The sequence below is a fragment of the Pseudomonas sivasensis genome (assembly GCF_052938085.1).
In genome coordinates this window covers 1118144-1133871 of sequence record NZ_CP176442.1, presented here as the reverse complement: position 1 = coordinate 1133871, position 15728 = coordinate 1118144, and the positions used below count along the sequence as shown (strand labels likewise).

Annotated in this window: 14 protein-coding genes; 7 read left to right on the top strand and 7 right to left on the bottom strand. The window is 61.1% G+C overall.

Annotation, left to right across the window (positions count from 1 at the left end):
- The first annotated feature begins 69 nt into the window (after positions 1-69).
- Positions 70-1521, top strand: coding sequence for a pyruvate kinase (gene pyk, locus ACKZ62_RS05355; RefSeq protein ID WP_032890873.1), 1452 nt, complete (start codon positions 70-72; stop codon positions 1519-1521).
- Positions 1522-1582: 61 nt separating this feature from the next.
- Here the strand turns inward: pyk and ACKZ62_RS05350 are convergent, their stop codons facing one another.
- On the bottom strand, positions 1583-2332 hold the full coding sequence (locus ACKZ62_RS05350) for an enoyl-CoA hydratase-related protein (RefSeq protein WP_447096412.1): 750 nt from the start codon (positions 2330-2332) through the stop codon (positions 1583-1585).
- A gap of 30 nt (positions 2333-2362) precedes the next feature.
- Complete coding sequence (locus tag ACKZ62_RS05345) at positions 2363-3295, bottom strand: iron-sulfur-binding ferredoxin reductase (RefSeq protein WP_260367557.1); 933 nt, start codon at positions 3293-3295, stop codon at positions 2363-2365.
- A gap of 218 nt (positions 3296-3513) precedes the next feature.
- On the opposite strand from ACKZ62_RS05345, the gene ACKZ62_RS05340 reads away from it, so the two are divergent.
- From ACKZ62_RS05340 to ACKZ62_RS05325, 4 genes are all read left to right on the top strand, one after another.
- Positions 3514-5037 (top strand): fumarate hydratase, encoded by a 1524-nt coding sequence (locus tag ACKZ62_RS05340; RefSeq protein WP_032890870.1) that lies wholly within the window; start codon positions 3514-3516, stop codon positions 5035-5037.
- 105 nt (positions 5038-5142) lie between these two features.
- Entirely contained in the window at positions 5143-6909 is a 1767-nt protein-coding gene (locus tag ACKZ62_RS05335) for a sensor histidine kinase (RefSeq protein WP_447096411.1), read from the top strand.
- Entirely contained in the window at positions 6903-8237 is a 1335-nt protein-coding gene (locus tag ACKZ62_RS05330) for a two-component system response regulator MifR (protein WP_095185777.1), read from the top strand. Before ACKZ62_RS05335 ends, ACKZ62_RS05330 begins: the two co-directional genes overlap by 7 nt.
- A 165-nt stretch (positions 8238-8402) precedes the next feature.
- A complete protein-coding gene (locus ACKZ62_RS05325) occupies positions 8403-9722 on the top strand; it encodes an MFS transporter (protein ID WP_032890867.1) in 1320 nt (439 codons plus the stop codon).
- A gap of 54 nt (positions 9723-9776) precedes the next feature.
- On the opposite strand, the gene ACKZ62_RS05320 is transcribed toward ACKZ62_RS05325, so the two are convergent.
- Positions 9777-10532, bottom strand: a complete 756-nt coding sequence (locus ACKZ62_RS05320; protein ID WP_032890866.1) for a COG4705 family protein — start codon at positions 10530-10532, stop codon at positions 9777-9779.
- 191 nt (positions 10533-10723) lie between these two features.
- On the opposite strand from ACKZ62_RS05320, the gene ACKZ62_RS05315 reads away from it, so the two are divergent.
- Positions 10724-11356 (top strand): flavin reductase family protein, encoded by a 633-nt coding sequence (locus ACKZ62_RS05315; RefSeq protein ID WP_099602753.1) that lies wholly within the window; start codon positions 10724-10726, stop codon positions 11354-11356.
- A gap of 124 nt (positions 11357-11480) precedes the next feature.
- On the opposite strand, the gene ACKZ62_RS05310 is transcribed toward ACKZ62_RS05315, so the two are convergent.
- Positions 11481-11726, bottom strand: coding sequence for a hypothetical protein (locus tag ACKZ62_RS05310; RefSeq protein WP_032890864.1), 246 nt, complete (start codon positions 11724-11726; stop codon positions 11481-11483).
- A gap of 44 nt (positions 11727-11770) precedes the next feature.
- A complete protein-coding gene (locus ACKZ62_RS05305; protein ID WP_032890863.1) occupies positions 11771-12112 on the bottom strand; it encodes an antibiotic biosynthesis monooxygenase family protein in 342 nt (113 codons plus the stop codon).
- 328 nt (positions 12113-12440) lie between these two features.
- Between ACKZ62_RS05305 and ACKZ62_RS05300 the strand changes: the two genes are divergently transcribed.
- Entirely contained in the window at positions 12441-13370 is a 930-nt protein-coding gene (locus tag ACKZ62_RS05300) for an AraC family transcriptional regulator (protein ID WP_032890862.1), read from the top strand.
- A gap of 120 nt (positions 13371-13490) precedes the next feature.
- On the opposite strand, the gene ACKZ62_RS05295 is transcribed toward ACKZ62_RS05300, so the two are convergent.
- Together ACKZ62_RS05295 and ACKZ62_RS05290 are read right to left on the bottom strand one after the other, a co-directional pair.
- Positions 13491-14960, bottom strand: coding sequence for an ATP-binding protein (locus tag ACKZ62_RS05295; RefSeq protein ID WP_032890861.1), 1470 nt, complete (start codon positions 14958-14960; stop codon positions 13491-13493).
- Positions 14950-15726, bottom strand: a complete 777-nt coding sequence (locus ACKZ62_RS05290) for a response regulator (protein ID WP_185168276.1) — start codon at positions 15724-15726, stop codon at positions 14950-14952. Before ACKZ62_RS05290 ends, ACKZ62_RS05295 begins: the two co-directional genes overlap by 11 nt.
- Positions 15727-15728: the final 2 nt, after the last annotated feature.

Below are 15728 nucleotides of genomic sequence, written 5' to 3'. Positions count from 1 at the left end.
CAAACGAACAATGACTACAACCAAAGAGCATAGTAGCCTTCCTCAGCGCTTGAACTCAGGAGTCTGTGCATGTCCGTCCGTCGTACCAAAATCGTCGCCACCCTTGGCCCGGCCAGTAACTCGCCGGAAGTCCTCGAACAGCTGATTCTGGCTGGTTTGGACGTTGCCCGTCTGAACTTCTCCCACGGCACCCCGGACGAGCACAAGGCTCGCGCCAAGCTGGTGCGTGACCTGGCCGCCAAGCACGGCCGCTTCGTCGCACTGCTGGGTGACCTGCAAGGCCCGAAAATCCGTATTGCCAAGTTCACCAACAAGCGTATCGAGCTGAAGATCGGTGACAAATTCACCTTCTCCACCAGCCACCCGCTGACCGAAGGTAACCAGGACGTCGTGGGTATCGACTACCCGGACCTCGTCAAGGATTGCGGCGTCGGTGACGAGTTGCTGCTGGATGACGGCCGCGTGGTAATGCGTGTCGACACCGCCACCCCGACCGAACTGAACTGCACCGTGATCATCGGCGGTCCGCTGTCCGATCACAAAGGCATCAATCGTCGCGGCGGTGGCCTGACTGCCCCGGCCCTGACTGAAAAAGACAAGGCCGATATCAAGCTCGCTGCTGAAATGGAAGTGGACTACCTGGCCGTGTCCTTTCCGCGCGACGCCGCTGATATGGAATACGCCCGCAAACTGCGCGACGAAGCCGGCGGTACTGCCTGGTTGGTGGCGAAGATCGAACGCGCCGAAGCCGTGGCCGACGACGAAACTCTCGACGGTCTGATCAAAGCGTCCGACGCCGTGATGGTTGCCCGTGGTGACCTGGGTGTGGAAATCGGTGACGCCGAGCTGATCGGTATCCAGAAGAAGATCATCCTGCACGCACGCCGCCACAACAAAGCGGTGATCGTCGCGACCCAGATGATGGAGTCGATGATCCAAAACCCGATGCCGACCCGCGCCGAAGTATCCGACGTGGCCAACGCCGTGCTCGACTACACCGACGCCGTGATGCTCTCGGCTGAAAGTGCCGCCGGCCCGTACCCGCTGGAAGCTGTGCAGGCCATGGCGCGCATCTGTGTCGGCGCCGAAAAGCACCCGACCAGCAAGACCTCCAGCCATCGTATCGGCAAGGTCTTCGAAAGCTGCGACCAGAGCATCGCCCTGGCAGCCATGTACACCGCCAACCACTTCCCGGGCGTCAAAGCGATCATCGCCTTGACCGAAAGTGGCTACACGCCGTTGATCATGTCGCGCATTCGTTCCTCGGTTCCGATCTACGCGTTCTCCCCTCACCGCGAAACCCAGGCCCGCGCGGCCATGTTCCGTGGCGTGTACACCGTTCCGTTCGACCCGGCGTCGTTGCCGCCCCATGAAGTCAGCCAAGCGGCCATCGACGAACTGATCAAGCGTGGCGTCGTGGAGAAAGGCGACTGGGTCATCCTGACCAAGGGCGACAGCTACCACACCATCGGCGGCACCAACGGCATGAAGATCCTGCACGTTGGCGACCCAATGGTCTGAGTGACACGCTGAAAAAAAGCCCTGCCATGCGAATGGCGGGGCTTTTTGCTTTTCATGTGGGTTAGCGTTTGGCGATAAACCCCGATAACGCCGCAATCGCCTCCGGTGACTTCAAGCGCTGGACGAACAACGCGCCCTCCTCCTCGATGACCTGGCGTAACTGATCACGGTCCACACTTTTCATCAATTGCTTGGTCACCTGCACCGCCCCTGGCGCCAGGATTTCAAAACGCTCGGCCATTTCCCGCGCCTTGGCCAACGCCGCTTCACCACTGCCCAACGCCTCAGTGGCGATACCCCAGGCGGCAGCCTGCTCCCCGGTAAATCCCTCGCCCAATAGCAAAAGTTCAGCTGCCTTCGCATGCCCAAGCAAACGCGGCAGGATCAGGCTCGAACCAAACTCAGGGCACAGCCCCAGGTTGACGAACGGCATACGCAAGCGCGCATCACGACTGATGTAAACAAGGTCACAGTGCAGCAGGAGGGTTGTGCCAATCCCCACCGCGACTCCCGCCACTGCCGCGATCACCGGCTTACGGCAGTTGAGTAGGCTTTTCATAAAATGAAACGCTGGGCTGTCGAGATCACTGGGCGGCTGTTCAAGAAAATCGCCGATGTCATTACCGGCGGTAAAACACTCGCTGCTGCCCTGGATCAGCACGGCGCTGATCGCTGAGTCGGCATCCGCCTGCTCCAGCGCCTCGGCCAGTTGCGTGTACATGGCGCGGGTCAGGGCGTTTCTCTTTTCCGGGCGGTTGAGCTGCAGGGTCAGCAACCCGCGCTCGCGGTGCAGCAGGATGGCGTCGGTCATGGTGAGTCTCGCGGCTGTAGAGTTCAGCGCTCAACCACGGGGCAGGAACACATCGGCCAGCAGTTGATTACGCGGCAGTCCCGCCAGAAACAGGCGCTTGGAAAACGCCTCGACACTGGCGGGGTGTCCGCAGAGTAAGGCGAGCGTTTGCCGGGAAACAAGCCGCAGTTGCGCCAATGCCTGGGCCGACTCGGCCGCGGTCCACAGTTCCACCGTAAGGTTCGGATGACGTGCACCCAGCGCTATCAGGGGTTCAGCCAGATAATGGCCGTCGGCATCATGGGCCAGGTGAATCACACGAATGGCGCCTTGGTGATCCTGGCGCAAAGCCTCGCGCAATACGCCCCACAACGGGCCGAGGCCAGTGCCGGAGGCAAGCAGCCAAAGCGGCCGGGATTGCCAGTCGGGATCGTATTGCAAAGCGCCGCCGCGTAGCTCGCCCAGGCGCAGGTGATCGCCGACCTGCAACTGCCGGGCAAGATCACTGAATTCACCGGGCTGCCGACAATCGATATGAAACTCCAGAAATGCATCTTCCTGGGGCAGGCTCGCCAGGGAGTAAGGCCGCGCGACGTGCCCTGCCCACAGCACCAGGTGCTGTCCAGCCCGATAACGGAGACCGCGCTCAGGTTGCAGGCGCAGGCGCACTACATTCGAGTTCAGCCAATCAGCACCTACCACCAGGGCGGCCAAACCGTCACGCAGCGGGTCAAACGCCTCGACCTGCAGATCGCCCGTCACTTGGCACTGGCAGGCCAACCGCCAACCGTCCTGGCGTTGCGCGGGACTCAGGGCATCGGGCTGCTTGTCCTCGACCTCGCCCCGGCAGCGCACCAAACATGCATGGCAACTGCCCGCCCGGCAACTGTAGGGCACGGCCACACCCGCCTGGTTCAAGGCATCCAGCAGATTGCTGCCGGCAGTTACCGACCAATGGCGTTCGCCGACGTACAGTTCAGGCATATAAGGACTCAATTACAGGGGACGCGCACAGGGAATCATGCCTGCGACAGTTTGACCATAGTCGGGTGTATCGGCCACCGCGTCGGGTTATACTGCCGCGCCTTTTTAGCGTCGCGCCTGCACCACTTTGGCGTGCCTTGGAAAGGTGGGCTCAGCCGACCGATGTACCCCACTGAGCCCACCTTTATTGAATGTTCCCTTATAGAGGAGCGCGACTCATGACCGTGATCAAGCAAGACGACCTGATTCAGAGCGTTGCCGACGCCCTGCAATTCATTTCCTACTACCACCCCGTTGACTTCATCCAGGCGATGCACGAGGCCTACCTGCGCGAAGAATCGCCGGCAGCCCGTGACTCCATGGCGCAGATCCTGATCAACTCGCGCATGTGCGCCACCGGCCATCGCCCGATCTGCCAGGACACCGGTATCGTCACCGTGTTCGTGCGCGTGGGCATGGACGTACGTTGGGATGGCGCCACCATGGGCCTGGACGACATGATCAACGAAGGCGTGCGTCGCGCCTACAATCTGCCGGAAAACGTCCTGCGCGCATCCATCCTGGCCGACCCGGCCGGTGCACGTAAAAACACCAAGGACAACACCCCGGCCGTGATCCACTACTCCATCGTCCCGGGTAACACCGTGGAAGTGGACGTGGCGGCCAAAGGTGGTGGGTCCGAGAACAAATCAAAAATGGCCATGCTCAACCCGTCCGACTCGATCGTCGACTGGGTGCTCAAGACCGTTCCGACCATGGGCGCCGGCTGGTGCCCACCGGGCATGCTCGGCATCGGCATCGGCGGCACCGCCGAGAAAGCCGCAGTGATGGCCAAGGAAGTGTTGATGGAATCCATCGACATCCACGAGCTGAAAAAGCGCGGCCCGTCCAACCGTATCGAAGAGATGCGCCTGGAGCTATTCGAGAAGGTCAACCAATTGGGCATTGGCGCTCAGGGCCTGGGTGGCCTGACCACCGTGCTCGACGTGAAGATCATGGACTACCCGACCCACGCCGCCTCCCTGCCGGTGTGCATGATCCCCAACTGCGCCGCCACCCGTCACGCGCACTTCGTGCTCGACGGCTCGGGCCCTGCGTCGCTGGAAGCGCCACCGCTGGACGCCTACCCGGAAATCGTCTGGGAAGCCGGCCCGTCGGCTCGTCGCGTCAACCTCGACACCCTGACCCCGGAAGAAGTCCAGAGCTGGAAACCGGGCGAAACCGTGTTGCTCAACGGCAAGATGCTCACTGGCCGCGACGCTGCGCACAAGCGCATGGTCGAGATGCTGAACAAGGGCGAAACCCTGCCGGTAGACCTCAAGGGTCGCTTCATCTACTACGTCGGCCCGGTTGATCCGGTGCGCGAAGAAGTGGTTGGCCCGGCTGGCCCGACCACCGCGACGCGGATGGACAAGTTCACCCGTCAGATCCTTGAGCAAACCGGCCTTTTGGGCATGATCGGCAAATCCGAGCGCGGCCCGACCGCCATCGACGCGATCAAGGACCACAAGGCCGTGTACCTGATGGCCGTGGGCGGCGCCGCTTACCTGGTGGCGCAAGCTATCAAGAAGTCGCGGGTTGTCGCGTTCGCCGAACTGGGTATGGAAGCGATCTACGAGTTCGACGTCAAAGACATGCCGGTCACCGTTGCAGTCGATAGCAAAGGCGAATCCGTGCACATCACCGGTCCTGCCATCTGGCAGCAAAAGATCAGTGAAAGCCTGGCGGTAGAAGTGCAGTAAGCACTTTCCCTCAAGGATAAAGGCGACTGCGGCCCCATGGCCCAGTCGCCTTTTTTATGGCGCGTGGTATGGTGCTTGCCCCTTACCGTGCCTGCTCATCACCGTATGATCGCGATCCCTCGCCCCCTGCGCCTGACCTTCTACGCCCTGTTGATCATCGCTGGTGCGGTGCTGGCCGCTGCATTGGCCACGCGCCAGGCCGAACGCCAGGCCCTCGTGGATGAGGCCGCCCGCGCCAACCAACAGCTCGCGTTATATGCCAACTCGCTGCACACCCTGATCGAACGCTACCGCGCCCTGCCCGCCGTGCTCGCACTGGACTCGGAAATGATCAGCGCGTTAAAAGGCCCGTTGGACACCGCTACCCAGGACGCGCTTAACCGCAAGCTCGAACGCATCAACGGCGCCGCGCAGTCGTCCACCCTGGAATTGATGGACCGCACCGGCCTGGCCGTGGCTGCCAGCAACTGGGCGCTGCCGAGCAGTTACGTCGGGCACAACTATGCATTTCGGCCGTATTTCAGCCAGACCAAAAGCCAGGGCACCGGGCGCTTTTACGCGGTGGGTGTGACCACCGGGATTCCGGGTTACTTCCTTTCCAGCGCAGTGCTCGATGAACACGAGCAGTTCCTTGGCGCCATGGTGGTGAAGCTGGAGTTCCCTGAGCTTGAGCAAGAATGGGCCCAGGGGAATGACTTGCTGCTGGTCAGCGATGCGCGCGGCATCGTGTTCATCGCCAACCAGCCTGGCTGGCGCTATCGGAACCTGCGGCCGCTATCGGCCAATGACCTCGCTGAGCTCAAGGCCACCCGCCAGTACGACAAGAAACAACTGCTGGCGCTGGAAACCGACACCCTGCAGCGCTTCGACGAAAACAGTCACCTGATGCGCGTCAACGGCCCCGACGGCAGCGCCCAATACATCTGGGAATCCCTGCCATTGAAGGCAGAAGGCTGGACCCTGCACCTGCTGCGCAAACCGCAATTTCCTTTTGAAGACCAACGCAACGCGGGACTGGCCGCCGCCGGTTCCTGGCTGGCGCTGGTGTTCCTCGCGCTGTTCCTGAGCCAACGCTGGCGCCTGGCCCGCTTGCGCCAGCGCAGCCGTGAAGAGCTGGAGCAACTGGTGGAAGAACGCACCCAGGCCCTGCGCACCGCCCAGGATGGTTTGGTGCAATCAGCCAAGCTGGCGGCGCTGGGGCAGATGTCCGCCGCCCTCGCCCACGAAATCAACCAGCCACTCACGGCCCAGCGCATGCAGCTTGCTACCCTGCGCCTGTTGCTGGATCACGGCCGTGTGGACGACGCCTACAAGGCGCTCACGCCGCTGGACGACATGCTCACGCGCATGGCCGCACTCACCGGCCATCTCAAGACCTTCGCTCGCAAAAGTCCTAGTGGCCTGCGCGAACGCCTGGACCTGGCCACGGTGGTCGACCAGTCCCTGCATCTGCTCGACGCGCGCCTGCGCGATGAAGCCATTGGCGTCGTGCTGGACCTGACACGCCCGGCTTGGGTGCGCGGCGATGCCATCCGCCTGGAACAAGTACTGATCAACCTGCTGCGCAACGCCCTCGACGCCATGGCCGACAAACCGCGCAAGCGCCTTGAGATCCGCCTGCACGCCGACCAACAGCTTTGGCTTTTGACCGTCAGCGACAGCGGCGGCGGGATCCCCGAAGAACACCTGAACAACGTGTTCGATCCGTTCTTCACCACCAAGCCGGTGGGTGACGGCCTCGGTTTAGGGCTGGCGGTGTCCTTCGCTATCGTGCACGAACTGGGCGGACGCCTGATCGCCGATAACCAGGGCGACGGCGCGGCTTTCACCCTGACCTTGCCCATCGCGCTGGAGACGCCGGACCTATGCTGAATGCGGTGATTGTGGTCGATGACGAAGCCAGCATTCGCACGGCCGTGGAGCAGTGGTTGAGTCTCTCCGGGTTTGAGGTGCAGTTGTTCAGCCGCGCCGAGGAATGCCTGGCGCACCTGCCCAAAGACTTTCCCGGTGTGATCCTGAGCGACGTGCGCATGCCTGGTCTCAGCGGCCTGGAATTGCTCGCCGAAGTACAGCGCCGCGACGCCGACTTGCCGGTGATATTGCTCACTGGTCACGGCGACGTGCCGATGGCCGTCGAAGCCATGCGCGACGGCGCCTACGACTTCCTGGAAAAACCCTTCAGTCCCGAGGCCCTGCTCAACAGCCTGCGACGTGCATTGGACAAACGCGGGCTGATCCTGGAAAACCGTCGCCTGCATCAACAGGCCGATCACCGCTCGCAGCTTGAATCCAGCCTGCTCGGCGTGTCCCGCGGGTTGCAGAACCTGCGCCGCCAGGTGCTCGACTTGGCCAGCTTGCCGGTCAACGTGTTGATCCGTGGCGAGACCGGCAGCGGTAAGGAACTGGTCGCGCGCTGCCTGCATGATTTCGGCCCGCGGGCCAAGAAGCCGTTTGTGGCGCTCAATTGCGCGGCAATTCCCGAGCAGTTGTTTGAAGCCGAGTTGTTTGGCCACGAAAGCGGCGCGTTCACCGGCGCCCAGGGCAAGCGCATCGGCAAGCTGGAGTACGCTCACGGCGGCACGCTGTTCCTGGATGAAATCGAAAGCATGCCCTTGGCCCAACAAGTGAAACTGTTGCGGGTATTGCAAGAGCAGAAACTGGAACGACTGGGCTCCAACCAGAGCATCCATGTGGACTTGCGCATCATTGCCGCGACCAAGCCTGACCTGCTCGAAGAGGCCCGCGCCGGACGCTTTCGCGAAGACTTGGCCTATCGCCTCACCGTCGCACAATTGCGCCTGCCGCCCTTGCGCGAGCGTCGTGAAGATATTCCGCTGCTGTACGAGCACTTTGCCCACAGCGCTGCCGAACGCTTAGGCCGCACGCCCGAGCCGTTGAGCGGCCCAGCCTTGGGGCGCCTGCTCAGCCATGACTGGCCCGGCAATGTGCGTGAACTGGCCAACGTCGCCGAGCGTCAGGTATTAGGCCTTGGCGAGCCGGAGCCGGAGGGCATCGAGGCCGGGCAATCACTGGCTGCGCAGCAGGAAGCCTTCGAAGCCCATTGCCTGAAGGCCGCTTTGACCCGGCACAAGGGCGATATCAAGGCGGTGTTGACGGAGCTGCAACTGCCCCGCCGGACGTTCAATGAAAAGATGCAGCGCCATGGCCTTGCACGGGACATGTTCCTCAAGGACGAATGAGCGGATTTCCGCTCATTGGCACCGAATCTTCAGCAAGTTTCCGCTCAAAAAAATCTGCAAACCCTTCTAGATCGGGCCTTCATCTACCTGGCACATCTCCTGCTATAGCCCAGCCAGGCAGCGCTCGCGCCGCTCCATAAAAACAACTAGATGAAGGATCCTTCAATGGATAACTCCAACTCCCTGCCTCTGGGGTCGGCGGCAGCGCCGGCAAAAGAACGCACCACCTCCAGCCGCATCAAATCGATCTTCAGCGGATCGGTCGGCAACATGGTCGAGTGGTACGACTGGTACGTCTACGCCGCTTTCTCGCTGTACTTCGCCAAAGCCTTCTTCCCGAAAGGCGACACCACCGCCCAACTGCTCAACACCGCCGCGATCTTCGCCGTGGGCTTCCTGATGCGCCCGATCGGTGGCTGGCTGATGGGCCTGTACGCCGACAAGGTCGGGCGTAAAAAAGCCCTGATGGCCTCGGTCTACCTGATGTGCTTCGGCTCGCTGCTGATTGCCCTGAGCCCGGGCTATGAATCCATTGGTATCGGTGCGCCCATCCTGCTGGTGTTTGCCCGTTTGCTGCAGGGGCTATCAGTCGGCGGCGAATACGGCACCTCCGCCACCTACCTCAGCGAGATGGCGACCAAGGAACGTCGCGGCTTCTACTCCAGTTTCCAGTACGTAACCCTGATCTCCGGCCAGCTCATCGCCCTGGCGGTGCTGATCGTGCTGCAACAGGTACTCACCACCGAGCAACTGTACGCGTGGGGCTGGCGTATCCCGTTCGCCATCGGCGCCCTGTGCGCAGTCGTCGCGCTGTACCTACGTCGTGGCATGGAAGAAACCGAGTCCTTCACCAAGAAAGAAAAAGCCAAGGAAAGCGCAATGCGCACCTTGATGCGTCACCCCAAGGAACTGATGACCGTGGTCGGCCTGACCATGGGCGGCACCCTGGCGTTCTACACCTACACCACCTACATGCAGAAATACCTGGTGAACACCGTCGGGATGAGCATCTCCGACTCCACCACCATCTCGGCGGCCACGCTGTTTCTGTTCATGTGCCTGCAGCCCATCATCGGCGGGCTGTCCGACAAAGTCGGCCGTCGTCCGATCCTGATCGCCTTCGGCATCCTCGGCACCCTGTTCACCGTGCCTATCCTCACCACCCTGCACACCATCCAGTCCTGGTGGGGCGCGTTCTTCCTGATCATGGCCGCGCTGATCATCGTCAGTGGCTACACCTCGATCAACGCGGTGGTGAAGGCCGAACTGTTCCCGACCGAAATCCGTGCCCTGGGCGTGGGCCTGCCGTATGCACTGACCGTGTCGATCTTCGGCGGTACAGCTGAATACATCGCGCTGTGGTTCAAGAGCATCGGGATGGAAACCGGCTACTACTGGTACGTGACTGCGTGTATCGCGGTGTCGCTGATGGTCTACGTGACCATGAAAGACACCCGCAAACATTCGCGGATTACCACGGACTAAACATGTGGGAGGGGGCAAGCCCCCTCCAACATTGGTTTTACATCGCTGGGTTAATCAGGACAGTTCCGCCACCTCGTTGCGCCCATACCGCCGCTGCGCATACGACGCTCCGGCAATCATCACCACCAGCACCGCCGCCAATACCGCCGATGATCCAATGGTGCCGAAATCCAATCCGCCCTTTTCATGGGGCTTGGTCAGGAAGTCGCCCAGGGTTGCACCAAACGGCCGGGTCAACACAAACGCCACCCAGAACAACAACACCGACGAGATTTGGGTGAAGTACTTGAGCGCCACCACCGCAGCGATGGTCGAGCCAATCAACAAGGCACCACCGGCGAAGCCGAGACCCGAATCATCCGCCAGGAAGTCGCCCAATGCGGTGCCCAGTGTGTTGGAGAACAGGATCGCCATCCAATAGAACAACTCACCCCGGAAGGTCTGCACCTTGTTCACGTTCAGCGAGTCACCGCTGAGGTGCCACAGCGCAAAAATGATCATCAGGATCACAATCAGGATCATCGACCCCGTGGCGTAACCCAGCCCCAGGGTACGGTCCATGAAGTCGGACATCGTGGTACCTGCAGTGCTGGTGGACAAAATCACGATCCAGTACAGCACCGGGTTGTAGGTTTTGGACCAGAGTTGCGTCACCAGGGTGACCAGGAACACGCTGATCAAAATCATCGAACTGATCGCATAACCGACATTCAGGGTCATCGACAACAAGTCCCCGGCGGTTTCGCCCAAGGTGGTTGCGCAGATTTTCATGACCCAGAACGCCAGGGTGATCTGAGGAAGTTTATTCATAAGGTAGAAGGCTCCGAAGCTCAGTCTTTCGATGGCCGACTTATAGGGGTGTCGACCTTGTGCGCAGACTGAACGGGCCGCTGTGAAAAATAGGTGGGCGATGAATGAAAATTCCATGGCTTGATGGAAATTCGCTGCCACGGGTTGCACTATGACCGCCTCCCAGAATTGCGTAGCAGGAACCCCGGCTCATGTCTGACGATATCCATTTCTACGAACCCGCCAACGGCCACGGCCTGCCACATGACCCGTTCAACGCCATCGTTGGTCCACGGCCAATCGGCTGGATCTCGTCGCACGACAGCGCAGGCCGCCTGAACCTGGCGCCCTACAGCTTCTTCAATGCGTTCAACTACATTCCGCCGATCATTGGGTTTTCCAGTGTCGGGCGCAAAGACAGCCTGAACAATATCGAACAGACCGGCGAGTTCGTGTGGAACCTGGCTACCCGCCCGCTGGCCGAGCAGATGAACCAGAGTTGCGCGGCGGTCTCGCCGGAGGTGAATGAGTTCGAGTTGTCCGGCCTGACGCCGGTGGCCTCGAAAATCATCGCCGTGCCACGGGTGGGCGAAAGCCCGGTGTCATTCGAATGCAAGGTGACGCAGATTATCCAGCTACAACGCGCCGACAAAGGGTTGGTGCCGAGCTGGCTGGTGCTGGGCGAGGTGGTCGCGGTGCACATTGCCAAGTGGCTGCTCAAGGATGGCATCTACGACACCGCCGCCGCCGAGCCGATCCTGCGTGGTGGCGGCCCGGCGGATTACTTCCAGCTGGGGCCGGAGGCGCTGTTCAAGATGTATCGCCCAGGCGCCAGCAAACCCTGACTGAAATACAACAAAAATGTGGGAGGGGGCGTGCCCCGATGGCAATGGCACATTCAACATCTTTGTTGACTGACACACTGCTATCGGGGGCAAGCCCCCTCCCACATTAGATTGTCGACGTTGTTCAGATGGCGGCGCTCGCCCAGGTCAGCTGCCCCTCTTCATCCACACCGATCAACCGCTCAAGCTGCACGGTGGCTGCATCATCGGCGTCGGAGGCGGTCTTGAACGTCTGTCCATCCAGGATCTTGTGAAACTTCGGTGCCCCCATACCATCCAGTGCCTTGACGGCGACGGCGGCGCTGTAGCCCCCTTCACCCGGTACTACGGCGGATACGGCTTCGTGGTGGGCAAATTGTTTACGTGCCATGTTGCAGGTCCTGGCCAATGGAAAGGCGGCCATTCTAAACCTGTTCACCCAGCGAGTTGCAGGTACTCGCCATAGGCGTTAGTGGCGGATGCGTCGGTGAAGGTTTGGAAATCCATGCTGCGCACCACCATGTCGTTCAACAGCTCGGTAAAGATCATCAGGGCCGGCGAGCTGAAGTAGGCACTCATCGCCTGCTCGCTGCTCCAGAAACCCGAGACCAACCACACATCGGGATCGACCTGGGAATGCTGCAACGAGAATTGCAGACAACCCTGAGCCTGGCGACCCGGTTCGATCAAACTGCTCAAGCGTGCACCGAGTTCGGTGCTGCACCCGGTGCGGGCGCGGATAAAGGCCATATGGCTCGCGGGAATGGGGGTGGACATGTTCGACTCTCCCGTTGAGAAGTGATGCTCGGCAAACACGGTGAGGGTGTGCTGCCACAGGATCAAAGATAACGGCGCGCAGGTAGGCGCGGTTAGTCGATTCCTGCCGGCTTATTGCACAATCCTGCGAGAAGCGTAAACCGGGTACTCGGCTCACTGGTTTTGCGCCATGCACAAACGCAGTATTTCAGGGAGATGACAGGCCTCACGCTTGCCTGATTGGCGATACGCCGCAGGATCAGGCAAGGATTGTGCAGAATCGACCTAACACTATTTGAAAAGCCGCCGCTAAGCTGACCCCATCAAAGCCGCCTGCAGAGGACGCTTCATGTCGTCGCCCGAATATCAGTCCATTCCTCTCGATGCCGAGATGGAAAAGCAGCGTGCCGAACTGGCCAGTATCGTGCACAGGCATACTTGGGAAGATGGCTCCTACGGTACCGCGATCACGTCGCTCTACCTGAACCGCCACAACACGCCACGCGACTTTATGCCGGTGCTGGTGGAACCCGCGCTGTGCATCCTTGCCAACGGCAGCAAGGAAGTGCGCCTGGCGGATGAAATCTTTGCCTACGACCCGCTCAATTACCTGGTGTTCTCGGTGGCGATGCCGGTGGCCGGGCGGATCATCGACGCCACGCCCGACGATCCGAACCTGTCGGTGCGGATCAATATCGACCCGGCGCAGCTCACCGCCCTGATCGCTGAAGCCGGCCCCATGGGCGTACCCACACGCCCGACATCACGTGGCATGTACGTAGACCGGATTGACAACCAATTGCTCGACGCGGTGCTGCGCCTGGCGCGCTTGCTGGATACGCCCAAAGACATCGCCATGCTGGCCCCACTGATCAACCGGGAAATTCTTTACCGCTTGCTACGTGGGCCGCAGGGTTATCGCCTGTATGAAATTGCCGTGGCCAACAGCCAGAGCCATCGGGTGAGCCAAGCGATCAAGTGGCTCAATGGCAACTACGAACAACCGCTGCGCATTGATGATCTGGCCAAGGAAGTGAACCTGAGCGTTTCGACCTTGCACCACCGTTTCAAGGCAATCACCGCCATGAGCCCCTTGCAGTACCAGAAGCAGTTGCGCTTGCAGGAAGCACGCAGATTGATGATTGCCGAAGGGCTGGAAGCATCAGCGGCGGGGTATCGGGTGGGGTATGAAAGCCCGTCGCAGTTCAGTCGGGAATACAGCCGATTGTTTGGGGCGCCGCCGCTGCGGGATCTGGCCCGCCTGCGCCAAAGCATCTGACCGAATGAAGATCAAAATGTGGGAGGGGGCTTGCTCCCGATAGCGGTGGGTCTGCTTTAGATACCAGACTGAGACACTGCCATCGGGGGCAAGCCCCCTCCCACATGGGTCCGCGAGCATTCAATCCAGGGTGCGCGGTAGTTGCAGAGTCACCCGTAACCCCCCCTCCCGCAAATTCTGCAAACTCACTTCACCGCCATGGCTGTGGGCAATATTGCGCGCAATCCCCAGGCCCAACCCATAGCCCTGCTGCTGCCCGGACAGGCGGAAGTGCGGCTCGAATACCTGTTCCAAACGCTGCTCCGGCACGCCGGGACCTTCATCGTCGACGTGCAGGACAAACTGCGCACCATCATCCTCGATATGCAAATGCGCGTTCTGCCCGTACTTCAACGCGTTATCGATCAGGTTGCCGATACACCGCTTGAGCGCCAGCGGCTTGCCCGGATAGGTCGCCAATGCAGCTCCATCCAGGGTCACACGGCCGTTACCGTTTGGCGCCACATAAGGCTCTACCAGGCATTCGAGCACATGGTTGAGGTCGACCGGCTGGATGTTCTCGTGGATATCGGTGTCTTTCACACATTGCAGCGCGCCCTTCACCAGCAACTCCAATTCATCCAGGTCACGGCCGAATTTGGTTTGCAGGTTTTCGTCTTCGAGCAGTTCCACACGCAGACGCAGGCGGGTGATCGGTGTGCGCAGGTCGTGGGAAATCGCGCTGAACAGTTGGCTGCGCTCGGTCAAATAGCGGCTGATGCGCTCGCGCATGGCATTAAACGCGCGGCCCACTTCCACCACTTCACTGCCGCCGCCTTCGGCCACCGGCTCCACATCGGCGCCGAGAGACATGTCTCGCGCCGCCCGCGCCAAGCGCTTGAGGGGGCGGCTTTGCCAGTGCACCAGCAGGCCAATGAACAACAGCAGAAAACCGCTGGTCAACACGATAAACCACACCTGCTGGGACGGTAGGCCCTGTTCTTCAAGGCTGGTGTAGGGCTCAGGCAGCAACGAGGCGATGTACAGCCATTCGCCGGGGGCGAGTTGGATCTGGGTCACCAGCACCGGCGGGTTTACCGGTTCCAGGGTCAGCGCGTAATGGGCCCAAGAGCGCGGCAACTCATCGAGCTTGAGGCCGGCGTTGAAGATGCGCAGGTCTTCGGCGCTGACGAACTCCACCGAGATGTGCACGTCGGCGCCCAGGGTCTGGCGCAGCACTTCGTCCACGGCCACCAGCACCGCCTGCTTGCGTGGGGTTTCGGGCAATACCTGCATGTCCAGCGGACGGTCATTAAGGGTGACTACAAACCGGGTGCCGCCCATGCTACGCAATTGGTCGAGAACCAGCGGACGATAGGCCACCGGCAACGAACGGAAGTAACTCACACTGGCGGTCATCGAATGGGCCAGGCTGCGAGCGCTGGTGACGAGGCCCTCAAGCTGGGTAGCACGCAACTGCGAAACCCAAATCACGCTGGACAACGCCTGGGCGAACAACACCGCAAGCAAGGTCAGCAGCAGCATGCGTCCCAGCAGCGAGCGCGGTACCGGGAAGCGGCGCCGGCGTTCGGTCACCGGCTCAGTGGACATTGCCGGCAACCACGCTGGCTGCCAGTTGATAACCGCTGCCACGTACGGTGCGGATCAGCCTCGGGGGCTTTTCGGTGTCGCGCAGGCGTTGGCGCAGGCGGCTGACCGCCATGTCGACGATGCGGTCCAGCGGCATCAGGTCGCGGCCACGGGTGGCGTTGCCGATAGTGTCGCGATCGAGAATTTGTTGCGGATGGTCGAGAAACAACTTGAGCAGTGCGAAGTCGGCACCGGAGAGAATCACTTCCTCGCCGTCCACGTGGAACAGCCGATGGCTGATCATGTCCAGGCGCCATTCATCGAACACCAGCACATCGCCACTCCCACTGCGCTCCTGGCCAAACTGGCAGCGCCGCAACAGAGCCTTGATCCGCGCCTGCAACTCGCGAGGGCTGAACGGCTTGCCGATATAGTCATCGGCGCCCAGTTCCAGGCCGATCACGCGGTCGGCTTCGTCAGAACTGGCGGTAAGCATAATGATCGGCACCTGCGCCTGGCGCGGGTGCTGGCGGATCCAACGGCAGAGGCTGAAGCCATCTTCGTCCGGCAACATCACATCGAGGATGACCAGGTCGCACGGCGCCTCGTTCATCGCCTGGCGGAACCCCGCGCCATCCGGCACGCCACGCACCTGGAAACCGGCGCGACTGAGGTAGGTTTGCAGCAATTCGCGGATTTCCTGGTCGTCGTCGACGAGGAGAATCGATTTACTGATTACGCTCACGGGGTCCTCCTTGTTGTTATGGGGTGTTCTTGATGGCCTCATCG

Excerpts from the sequence above, each read along its gene's own strand:
- pyk (WP_032890873.1), top strand. The coding sequence starts at position 70 with ATGTCCGTCCGTCGTACCAAAATCGTCGCCACCCTTGGCCCGGCCAGT.
- ACKZ62_RS05350 (WP_447096412.1), bottom strand. The coding sequence starts at position 2,332 with ATGACCGACGCCATCCTGCTGCACCGCGAGCGCGGGTTGCTGACCCTG.
- ACKZ62_RS05345 (WP_260367557.1), bottom strand. The coding sequence starts at position 3,295 with ATGCCTGAACTGTACGTCGGCGAACGCCATTGGTCGGTAACTGCCGGC.
- ACKZ62_RS05340 (WP_032890870.1), top strand. The coding sequence starts at position 3,514 with ATGACCGTGATCAAGCAAGACGACCTGATTCAGAGCGTTGCCGACGCC.
- ACKZ62_RS05335 (WP_447096411.1), top strand. The coding sequence starts at position 5,143 with ATGATCGCGATCCCTCGCCCCCTGCGCCTGACCTTCTACGCCCTGTTG.
- ACKZ62_RS05330 (WP_095185777.1), top strand. The coding sequence starts at position 6,903 with ATGCTGAATGCGGTGATTGTGGTCGATGACGAAGCCAGCATTCGCACG.
- ACKZ62_RS05325 (WP_032890867.1), top strand. The coding sequence starts at position 8,403 with ATGGATAACTCCAACTCCCTGCCTCTGGGGTCGGCGGCAGCGCCGGCA.
- ACKZ62_RS05320 (WP_032890866.1), bottom strand. The coding sequence starts at position 10,532 with ATGAATAAACTTCCTCAGATCACCCTGGCGTTCTGGGTCATGAAAATC.
- ACKZ62_RS05315 (WP_099602753.1), top strand. The coding sequence starts at position 10,724 with ATGTCTGACGATATCCATTTCTACGAACCCGCCAACGGCCACGGCCTG.
- ACKZ62_RS05310 (WP_032890864.1), bottom strand. The coding sequence starts at position 11,726 with ATGGCACGTAAACAATTTGCCCACCACGAAGCCGTATCCGCCGTAGTA.
- ACKZ62_RS05305 (WP_032890863.1), bottom strand. The coding sequence starts at position 12,112 with ATGTCCACCCCCATTCCCGCGAGCCATATGGCCTTTATCCGCGCCCGC.
- ACKZ62_RS05300 (WP_032890862.1), top strand. The coding sequence starts at position 12,441 with ATGTCGTCGCCCGAATATCAGTCCATTCCTCTCGATGCCGAGATGGAA.
- ACKZ62_RS05295 (WP_032890861.1), bottom strand. The coding sequence starts at position 14,960 with ATGTCCACTGAGCCGGTGACCGAACGCCGGCGCCGCTTCCCGGTACCG.
- ACKZ62_RS05290 (WP_185168276.1), bottom strand. The coding sequence starts at position 15,726 with ATGAGGCCATCAAGAACACCCCATAACAACAAGGAGGACCCCGTGAGC.